Source organism: Pseudomonas rubra (assembly GCF_028656935.1).
Classification (GTDB): Bacteria; Pseudomonadota; Gammaproteobacteria; order Pseudomonadales; family Pseudomonadaceae; genus Aquipseudomonas; species Aquipseudomonas rubra.
Window position 1 is genome coordinate 168,559 of record NZ_JAMDGZ010000047.1, and the last position, 9,309, is coordinate 177,867.

At 64.7% G+C, this 9,309-nt stretch carries 8 protein-coding genes; 2 read left to right on the top strand and 6 right to left on the bottom strand.

The window, feature by feature from the left end; translation table 11 throughout:
• Positions 1–3: 3 nt before the first annotated feature.
• Genes M5G17_RS20495 through M5G17_RS20505 form a run of 3 tightly spaced genes read right to left on the bottom strand, consistent with a single transcriptional unit; the run spans position 4 to position 2,734 of the window.
• Positions 4–876 (bottom strand): rhomboid family intramembrane serine protease, encoded by an 873-nt coding sequence (locus tag M5G17_RS20495; protein WP_273894726.1) that lies wholly within the window; start codon positions 874–876, stop codon positions 4–6.
• Positions 873–1,847 (bottom strand): metallophosphoesterase, encoded by a 975-nt coding sequence (locus M5G17_RS20500; protein WP_273894727.1) that lies wholly within the window; start codon positions 1,845–1,847, stop codon positions 873–875. The genes M5G17_RS20495 and M5G17_RS20500 overlap by 4 nt, the downstream gene beginning before the upstream one ends.
• Positions 1,844–2,734, bottom strand: coding sequence for an NAD(+) kinase (locus tag M5G17_RS20505; protein ID WP_130265608.1), 891 nt, complete (start codon positions 2,732–2,734; stop codon positions 1,844–1,846). The genes M5G17_RS20500 and M5G17_RS20505 overlap by 4 nt, the downstream gene beginning before the upstream one ends.
• 132 nt (positions 2,735–2,866) lie before the next feature.
• Between M5G17_RS20505 and M5G17_RS20510 the strand changes: the two genes are divergently transcribed.
• Positions 2,867–3,811, top strand: coding sequence for a DUF1853 family protein (locus M5G17_RS20510; protein WP_273894728.1), 945 nt, complete (start codon positions 2,867–2,869; stop codon positions 3,809–3,811).
• 101 nt (positions 3,812–3,912) lie between these two features.
• Here M5G17_RS20510 and M5G17_RS20515 read toward each other — a convergent pair whose 3' ends face one another.
• Positions 3,913–5,199 carry an arsenic transporter gene (locus M5G17_RS20515; RefSeq protein ID WP_273894729.1) on the bottom strand — a complete coding sequence of 429 codons (1,287 nt, stop codon included), beginning with the start codon at positions 5,197–5,199 and terminating at the stop codon, positions 3,913–3,915.
• Positions 5,200–5,367: 168 nt separating this feature from the next.
• Between M5G17_RS20515 and M5G17_RS20520 the strand changes: the two genes are divergently transcribed.
• Positions 5,368–5,916: a cytochrome b gene (locus M5G17_RS20520; protein ID WP_273894730.1), complete on the top strand. Its 549-nt coding sequence runs from the start codon at positions 5,368–5,370 to the stop codon at positions 5,914–5,916.
• Here M5G17_RS20520 and M5G17_RS20525 read toward each other — a convergent pair.
• Both M5G17_RS20525 and M5G17_RS20530 read right to left on the bottom strand, forming a co-directional pair.
• Complete coding sequence (locus tag M5G17_RS20525) at positions 5,913–6,812, bottom strand: 1-aminocyclopropane-1-carboxylate deaminase/D-cysteine desulfhydrase (RefSeq protein ID WP_273894731.1); 900 nt, start codon at positions 6,810–6,812, stop codon at positions 5,913–5,915. The genes M5G17_RS20520 and M5G17_RS20525 overlap by 4 nt on opposite strands.
• Positions 6,813–6,890: 78 nt before the next feature.
• Entirely contained in the window at positions 6,891–8,927 is a 2,037-nt protein-coding gene (locus M5G17_RS20530) for an NADPH-dependent 2,4-dienoyl-CoA reductase (RefSeq protein WP_273894732.1), read from the bottom strand.
• Positions 8,928–9,309 lie beyond the last annotated feature (382 nt).

Here is a 9,309-nt window from a genome sequence, read left to right on the forward strand (position 1 = left end):
AAATCAAGCAGTCAGTTTACGCCGGGCCAACGCCCCGCCCAAGAGCCCGCTAAGGCAACCGACCAACAGCCCGCCGACATGGGCGGCGTTGGCAATCTGGCCGAAGCCGAGCAGGCTGATCAAACCGGACAGGCACAGCAGCAGCCAGACCAGCATCATTACCAGCACGCCACGGGGCATGCGATATACCGGGTTGGGCGCCAGCCACTGGTACAGCCAGACATGCCCGAGCAAACCGTAGAGCACGCCCGACAGGCCGCCGAACAGGCTCGGGCCGCCAAACAGGTACTGGGCGGCGTTGGACACCAGGCTGAACAACAGGGTCAGGCCGAGCAGGTTCCACGGCCCCTGGCGCAGCTCGATGCGCCGGCCCAGTTCCCAGTACCAGAGGCCGTTCATGGCCAGGTGGAGGATGCCGAAATGCACCAGCATCGGCGTGAACAGGCGCCACCACTGGCCATCGGCAAGGCTTGCGGCCAGCGGGGTGAAGTACAGGTAGTCGCCCTGCACGCGAAAATCGAGGAAGGTCAGCCAGCTCAGGGTGGCGAAGTTGTCGCCCAGGCCCGTGAGCCCGGCGACAATCAGGCACAGCAGCAGGATCGCCGCAGTGGCCTTGCTGGCGCGCACCTGTTCGCCGATGCTCGGCCGCGCCGGTGCGGCCAGAGCGGTGTCGGCCGGCAGTTCGAACTCGGCATTGCCTTCGGGAAAGCGCTGGTACAGCTGGCGCACGTCTTCGGCAAGGTTCTCGGCCACCCACAACACCTGGTCGCCGCCCTCCTCGCTGACCCGGTGCGGTACCTGCAGGCGCCGCAACAGGCCGACAAAGCCGCTCAGGTCCGTACTCAACGGCATGCGTAATACCACCACTGCACTCATTGGCTGGCCTCCGGCCGGTCGACATCGACCCAGACGAACTTGCGCGGGTCGATGCGGGTTTCAGCATCCAGGCGATAGGCGACCAGTTTGCCGTAGAGCACCGCACTGTAGTCCAGGCAGGCCAGGTTGGCGCGGATCGGCGCCGGTTTACCACTGCGCCAGTAATGGCCGACAAACAGCATCGGTTCGTCCTCGCTGTAGCGCAGCAAGGCGTTCTTCTGACTGTGGCTGAGCGGCGCGCTGGCCACCTGCTCGGGCAGTGCATCGGGCTGAAAGACGATATCGCCGTAGGTTTGCGGGTCTTCTTCCCAGAACTTGGTGCGAAAGAACGCGCGGGTCAGGCCATCGCCACCGGTCAGGGTCAAACCGTCCGGCAGGCGCATGTCGGTACCGCGCAACAGGCGGTTGCAGACCGTGGCGGCGAAGCTTTCCGGCACGGCCGAGGCCTGGATGAAATGCTCGTCGATGCGCCCGTCCGGGTATTGCTGGCGCAGCGGCTCGATCAGTCGCGCATCCCAACAGGCGTGCACCAGGCGGAAACGCCCGGCGTCGATAAACAACGGCAACTCGTAGAACCATTCGAGAAAGTCATGCCAGTCACCTGGATGTTGCTCGAACTGGGTCAGGGTCTCGTAGATCAGCCGGCCGTGGCGCGGGGTATGCTCGCGCACGTAATGCTTGCCGCTCTCGGGCAAGGCCGGGGTGTTCCAGCCCAGGGCGTTGTACTCGTGGTTGCCCATGATACAGTAGGCCTGACCGGCATCGACCATGTCATGGACGATGTGCAGGGCCTCGCGAATCCGCGGGCCGCGGTCGATGATGTCGCCGAGGAACAGCGCCTGGCGCGTTGGATGACGCCAGACGCCGCCCTGGCGCCTGTAGCCGAGGGCATCGAGCAGGCGTTCGAGGGTGTGAGCACAACCGTGCACATCACCGATCAGGTCGAAACTGCGAGCGGGATCGAGCATCACTCGCCTCCACCACCCAGGCGGCTGCCCCAGCCGAGCTTGGTCCGGCACACCTCATAGTAATTGTGATCCAACGGGTGGATCAGGCGCAGCTTCTGCGGCTTCTTGTTCACCGTGATGGTGTCGCCGGGGGCACAGGTGAAGTGGTTCTGGCCATCGCAAGAGATCTGCGGGTAGATCTGCAGGTCCTTGGACACCACGATCTTCAGCTCACTGTTGCCGTCGACCACGATCGGCCGCCCGGACAGGGTGTGCGGGTACATCGGCACGATGACGATGGCATCGAGCTTGGGATGCATGATCGGCCCGCCCGCCGACAGCGCGTAGGCGGTGGAGCCGGTCGGGGTGGCGACGATCAGGCCGTCGGCCTTCTGGCTGCAGACAAACTGGCCGTCGATGTAGATCTCGAACTCGATCATCCGCGTCGACTTGCCCGGGTGCAGCACCACATCGTTGAGGGCATCGCCCTGGCCGATGGCTTCAGCGTGGCGGCGAACTTCGGCCTGCAGCAGGAAGCGGTTTTCCACCAGGTAATGGCCGTCGAGCACCTCGGCGACCTTGACCTCCAGCTCATCGGGGCGGATATCGGTCAGAAAACCCAGGCTGCCACGGTTGATGCCCAGTACCGGCACATTGTGCCGGGCCAGGGCGCGGGCGGCGCCAAGCAGGCTGCCGTCGCCACCGACGACGATCACCAGGTCGCAGACTTCGCCCAGCAGCTTGCGGGTCGAGGTCTGCAGGCCGTGGCCGGGCAGGACTTCGGCGATGGTGTCCTCGAGGATGACGTGCAGATGCCGCGCCAGCAGGAATTTTTTCAGTCGGCGAACGGTATCGAGCACCTGGGAGCTGCCCAGCCGTCCGATGATACCGATATTGCGAAATTGCTCCATGGGGCTCCAGGGCTCTGCGCGGGTAAAAAGGCGATGCTCGCCAAAGAGTCCGATTATGGGCGAAAGCGCCCGGCAGCGGCAAACACCGGAGAAATTCGCCAGAGCCGCAGGCTAAGCGGCTATGCTCGCTGAATGAACCCGTTCCCTAGCCTGAACGCCCTGCCCCGCCAGTTGCGCCAACCCCAGGTGCGCGACCTGGCCTGGGTCATCCTCGCCCCGCCGATGCTGCGCGACACGCCGTGGCCGCAGCGGCATCCGCTGGCGGCCAGCGCCTGGGTGAGCGAGCCGGATCGCTTGCAGCAATGGCTGCTCGAACAAGACCGCGACAGCCACGCCCTGCTGCACTGGCTGGCCCAGGCCAGCACCCGGCGCCTGGGTTTGTACTACGAACGTCTATGGCAGTTCGCCCTGCAGCACGCCCCCGGCGTCACCCTACTGGCCGCCAACCTGCCGATCCGCAATGGCGGGCACACCCTGGGCGAACTGGATCTGCTGCTGCGCGACAACGATGGCGTGCACCACCTGGAACTGGCGATCAAGCTGTACCTGGGGCCGCAAAACGGCACGGGGGATAACCCGGCGCAATGGCTGGGGCCGGGTTGCCATGACCGCCTGGACCGCAAGCTTGCGCACCTGGCCGAGCACCAACTGCCGATTTCGGCCCGCGCTGAAAGCCGCGAAGCGCTGGCGGCGCTTAAGATCGAACAGTTCAGTGCGCAATTGTGGTTGGGCGGGTACCTGCTGTACCCCTGGCCGGGGCAGGCCGAGCCGCCACGCGGAGCCAATCCGCAGCATTTGCGTGGGCATTGGTTGCATCAGCGTGATTGGCCGGCGTTCCGCGCACAGAGCACGCCCGGTCGCTGGCAGCCATTGCCGCGCCACGCCTGGTTGGCGCCGGCTTGCTATCCGGCGCAGGACTGCTGGTCGGCGCAGCGCTTCCAGACCTGGCTGCAGGCACTTGACCCGTTGGCACCGGCGCAGTTGCTGGTGAGGCTGGTCGAGGGCGAGCGTGGCGAGTGGGAGGAAGCGGAGCGGTTGTTTCTGGTGTCTGACCTTTGGCCCAACCTTCCCGGGTGACAGGTTTGCGCCCGCTGCGCAGGCGATCGCTGGCAAGACCAGCTCCCACAGGGTTTCCACCACCCCTGTGGGAGCCGGCCTTGCCGGCGATGAAGCCACCTCTAAACCACAGTCAAACGCAAAGCCAGCGCCACCAGGGTCAGCAACAACACCGGCAGCGTCAACACGATCCCGACCTTGAAGTAATACCCCCAGCCAATCTTCACCCCCTTGCGCTCCAGCACGTGCAACCACAACAAGGTCGCCAGGCTGCCGATCGGGGTGATCTTCGGCCCCAGGTCGCTGCCTATCACGTTGGCGTAGATCATCGCCTCCTTGACCACCCCGGTGGCCGCGCTGGCATCAATCGACAAGGCGCCGATCAGCACCGTCGGCAGGTTGTTCATGATCGACGACAACACGGCCGCCAGCAGCCCGGTGCCCAGCGCCGCGCCCCATACTCCGCCTGCGGCAAAGCCGTCGAGCCAGCCGGCCAGGTAGTCGGTCAGCCCGGCATTGCGCAGGCCGTAAACCACCAGGTACATCCCCAGGGAGAACACCACGATGTGCCAGGGCGCTTCCTTGAGCACCTTGCGGGTAGAGATTTTGTGCCCACGCGCCGCCACCAGCAGCAACACCAGGGCACACACCGCCGAAATCGCGCTGATGGGGATGCCCAGCGGCTCCAGGGCAAAACACCCCAGCAGCAGGATCAACAACACCAGCCAGCCAGCGACAAAGGTCGCCGGGTCCTGCACCACGCTGCGCGGCGCATCCAGTTGCAGCGGGTCATAGTTGCGCGGGATATCGCGACGGAAGTACCACAGCAGCACCGCCAGGGTGGCCGCCACGGCAACCAGGTTGACCGGCACCATCACCGCCGCATAGCGGTTGAAGCCAATGCCGAAGAAGTCGGCAGAGACAATGTTGACCAGGTTCGAGACCACCAGCGGCAAGCTAGCGGTGTCGGCAATAAAGCCTGCGGCCATGACAAAAGCCAGGGTCGCCGCCGGACTAAAGCGCAGGGCCAGGAGCATGGCCACCACGATCGGGGTCAGGATCAGCGCCGCGCCGTCATTGGCGAACAGCGCCGACACCAGCGCCCCCAGCAGCACGATGTAGCAGAACAAGCGCCGGCCGCTGCCACGCCCCCAGCGCGCCACATGCAGCGCTGCCCAGGCAAAGAAGCCGGCGGCATCGAGCAGCAGGCTGATGATGATCAGGGCGATGAAGGTGCCGGTGGCGTTCCAGATGATCTGCCAGACCACCGGGATGTCGCTCCACTGCACCACCCCGCACAGCAATGCCAGCAGCGCCCCGCCAGTAGCGCTCCAGCCAACGCCCAGGCCACGGGGCTGCCAGATCACCAGGGTAATGGTCAGCAGGAAGATCAGCGATGCCATCAGCATGAAGTAAAGCCTTGTAGAAAAGGGGCACAAGCGCCGGATTCTAGCGACAGATCAAGGCCGTGGTGATCAGTTTCTGCTGCAATGGCCGGGTAATCGGCTGGCTAGCGGTTACAGTTAGCTGACCACGCCACAAGAGCGCGGACTTCGACCTGATGAAGAGGAACACCCATGACACTGAGCCAACACCAGGCGCGCTACGGCGGCCTGTCGATTGCCTTGCACTGGCTGATGCTGGTGCTGCTGGCGGCGGTCTACGCCTTTATCGAACTGCGCGGCCTGTTTCCCAAGGACAGCGCCGAGCGCGCCTTGATGAAAGACCTGCACTTCATGCTCGGCCTGACGGTATTCGTGCTGGTCTGGCTGCGCCTGGCCCTGCGCATCGGCCGCCCCACCCCGCCGATCATCCCGGCGCCGCCAGCCTGGCAGACGGGCCTTGCGCACCTGATGCACCTGGCCCTGTACTTGCTGATGATCGGCCTGCCACTGGCCGGCTGGCTGCTGCTCAGCGCCGCCAACAAGCCGATCCCCTTCTATGGCTTCGAGCTGCCGGCGCTGATCGCCCCGGACCCGGACCTGGCCAAGTTCATCAAGGGCTGGCACGAGCGCATCGGTAGCTGGGGCTACTGGCTGATCGGCCTGCATGCACTTGCCGGCCTGTTCCATCACTACGTGCAGCGCGACAACACCCTGCTGCGCATGCTGCCGCGCAACAACTAGGCAAAACCGCGGCGGCCCTGCAGGCCGCCGCTGTGCAGGAAGATCAGCCGGGTGCCGGAGCTGAAGGTGCCGGCTTCGACCTTGCGGCGCAGCGCCAGCAAGGCCTTGGCGGTGTACAGCGGCTCAAGCGGCATGGCCGCCTGCGCCTCGCACTCGGCCATGAACGCCAACAGCTCATCATCGACTTTGCCAAAACCGCCACGACAGGCCTCATGCAGGCGGTAACCGGCTTTGTCCGCCAGCGCTTGCACAGCCTCGGGCACACCATGATCCAACGGTACGGCCAAGGCGCCGTGAACCTCGTGCCTGCCCGCCTCGGCCAAGACCATCCCAGCCAGTGTGGTACCGGTACCGGCCGCCAGCCACCAACCGTGGTAATCCGCCCAGCCCAGCGCCGCCAATTGCGCTTGCGCCTGCTCTACGATCAGTCCACAACCCTTGGCGCCCAAGGGCCCGCCCCCGCCCTCGGCAACACAGTGCCAACCCGGATAAAGCGCCTGCCAGGGCTGCCAGAAACCCGGCTGATGACGCTCGCGATAGCCGCCATAGCCGAGCCAGTGCAACTGCATGCCAAAGGCCTGCAGGTCGCGCACGGTCGGCGTGTCCTGGGCGTGCCCGCGCAACAGGCCAGCGGTGGCGAAACCAAAGCGCTTGCCGGCCGCCGCCAGGGCATGCAGGTGATTGGAATGGGCACCGCCGAGGCTGATCACCCCAGGCGCACCCTGGGCCTGGGCAACCCGCAGGTGTTCGAGCAGCTTGAACCACTTGTTGCCGCTGATCAGCGGGTCGATCAGGTCCAGACGCAACACTGCCAACTCCACGCCATGGCGGCGTAGCCAGTCAAAGGGCAAGGGTTGCAGGGGCGCGAGGGGAAGGTCGTCGAATCTGCCGATCATGGGCGGGGCACAACAGGGCTGCCAGGGGCGCGCAGTGTAACAGCGAGGCGGGCCCGACAGCCCGCCCCGCTGAGCCGATCAGAGCTCGGCGGCCAGGCGCGAACCCTGGTTGATGGCGCGCTTGGCGTCCAGTTCGGCGGCGACATCGGCGCCGCCGATCAGGTGCACCGACTGCCCGGCGGCGACCAGGCCGTCCTGCAGTTCGCGCAGCGGATCCTGGCCGGCGCAGATGACGATGTTATCCACCGGCAGCAACTGCGGCTCGCCGTCGCCGACACGGATGTGCAGGCCGGCGTCGTCAATGCTCAGGTACTCGACGCTGTTGAGCATCTGCACCTGCTTGTTCTTAAGACCGGTGCGGTGAATCCAGCCGGTGGTTTTGCCCAGGCCGTCGCCGACCTTGGTCTTTTTGCGCTGCAGCAGGAACACCTGGCGCGCTGGCGCATGGGGCTCGGCCTTGATCCCGGCCACACCACCGCGGGCTTCAAGATGAGTATCGATACCCCACTCTTTCCAGAATGCTTCACGGTCCTGGCTGGTGGCCACGCCCTGGTGCACCAGGTACTCGGAGACGTCAAAACCGATACCGCCAGCGCCGATCACCGCTACCTTCTGCCCCACCGGCTTGCGCTGCAGCAGCACGTCCAGGTAGCTCAGCACCTTGCCATGCTCGATACCGGGGATGGCCGGCAGGCGCGGAGCGATACCGGTGGCGAGAATAATCTCGTCAAAGCCGCCCGCCGCCAGTTGCTCGGCATCGACCCGGGTGTTCAGGCACAACTCGACACCGGTGGTCTGCAGCTTGCGCTTGAAGTAGCGCAGGGTTTCATAGAACTCCTCTTTACCCGGCACGCGCTTGGCCACGTTGAACTGGCCGCCGATCTCGCTGGCCGAATCGAACAGGGTCACTTCATGGCCGCGCTCGGCCGCAACGGTGGCAGCAGCCAGGCCCGCAGGGCCTGCGCCCACAACGGCAATGCGCTTGACCTGGGTTACCGGCAGGTAGTTCAGCTCGGTTTCATGGCAGGCGCGCGGGTTGACCAGGCAACTGGTCAGCTTGCCGCCGAAGGTGTGGTCCAGGCAGGCCTGGTTGCAGCCGATGCAGGTGTTGATCTCGTCGCCACGGCCGGCAGCGGCCTTGTTGACGAACTCCGGGTCGGCGAGGAACGGCCGCGCCATCGAGACCATGTCGGCATCGCCTTCGGCAAGGATCTGCTCGGCGACTTCCGGGGTGTTGATGCGGTTGGTGGTGATCAGCGGGATCTGCACCGCACCGCGCAGCTTGGCGGTGACCTTGCTGAAGGCTGCGCGTGGCACCTTGGTGGCGATGGTCGGGATCCGCGCTTCGTGCCAGCCGATACCGGTGTTGATCAGGGTCGCACCGGCCTGTTCCACAGCCTTGGCCAGTTGCACGATCTCTTCCCAGTTGCTGCCGCCCTCGACCAGATCGAGCATCGACAGGCGGAAAATGATGATGAAGTTCGGCCCTACCGCTTCACGCACACGGCGGACGATCTCCACGGCCAGGCGCATGCGGTTCTCATAGCTGCCACCCCAGCGGTCGGTACGCTGGTTAGTGTGGGCGGCAAGGAACTGATTGATGAAGTAGCCTTCGGAGCCCATGATCTCGACGCCGTCATACTCGGCGCTTTGTGCAAGTAGCGAACAGGTGACGAAGTCCTGGATCTGCTTCTCGATGCCCTCTTCATCCAGCTCGCGCGGCTTGAACGGGTTGATTGGCGCCTGGATCGCGCTGGGTGCTACCGATTTCGGGCTGTAGGCATAGCGGCCAGCATGGAGTATCTGCATGCAGATCTTGCCACCGGCCTCATGCACTGCCTTGGTCACGATACGATGTTTATCGGCTTCTTCCGGGGTGCTCAGCTTGGCCGCGCCGGAATACACCCCACCCTCCACGTTCGGGCCGATGCCGCCGGTGACCATCAGGCCGACGCCGCCAAGGGCGCGCTCGGCAAAATAGGCCGCCATGCGCTCGAAACCGCCGGGCTTTTCTTCAAGGCCGGTGTGCATCGAACCCATCAGGGTGCGGTTGCGCAAAGTGGTGAAACCCAGGTCCAGCGGGGCGAGCAAATGCGGGTATTGAGCGGCGGCCATAGTGAACTCCACAACAGACGTAATCACGGAATGCGGGCGCCTCGCCAAGGCTGGCGGGGCCCGTCAGTTATCTGAGGCCGACATTAAAGAGCCAGCGGGCGCGGCTCAATGACTGAAAGTGACAAGTTGATGATCCTACTGCGCAGAGGGGTGGCGGGAGATCGAGGCGGTGCTGGAAAAATTTTAGGGGTAAGATTGTCAATGGACAACTGTGCCTAGGGATTCTCCGATCAAGTCAGCACAGATCATCTGACCTGTGCTGAAATAGCCCTCCGCCCAACTGTCCCCGAGCAAGCCTCCACCCCATGAGTCAGATGAGCTTTTCCGATTTCGAATACGCCGGTAAGCGCAAGCAAACCCGTCGTGAGCGTTTCCTGGCCGA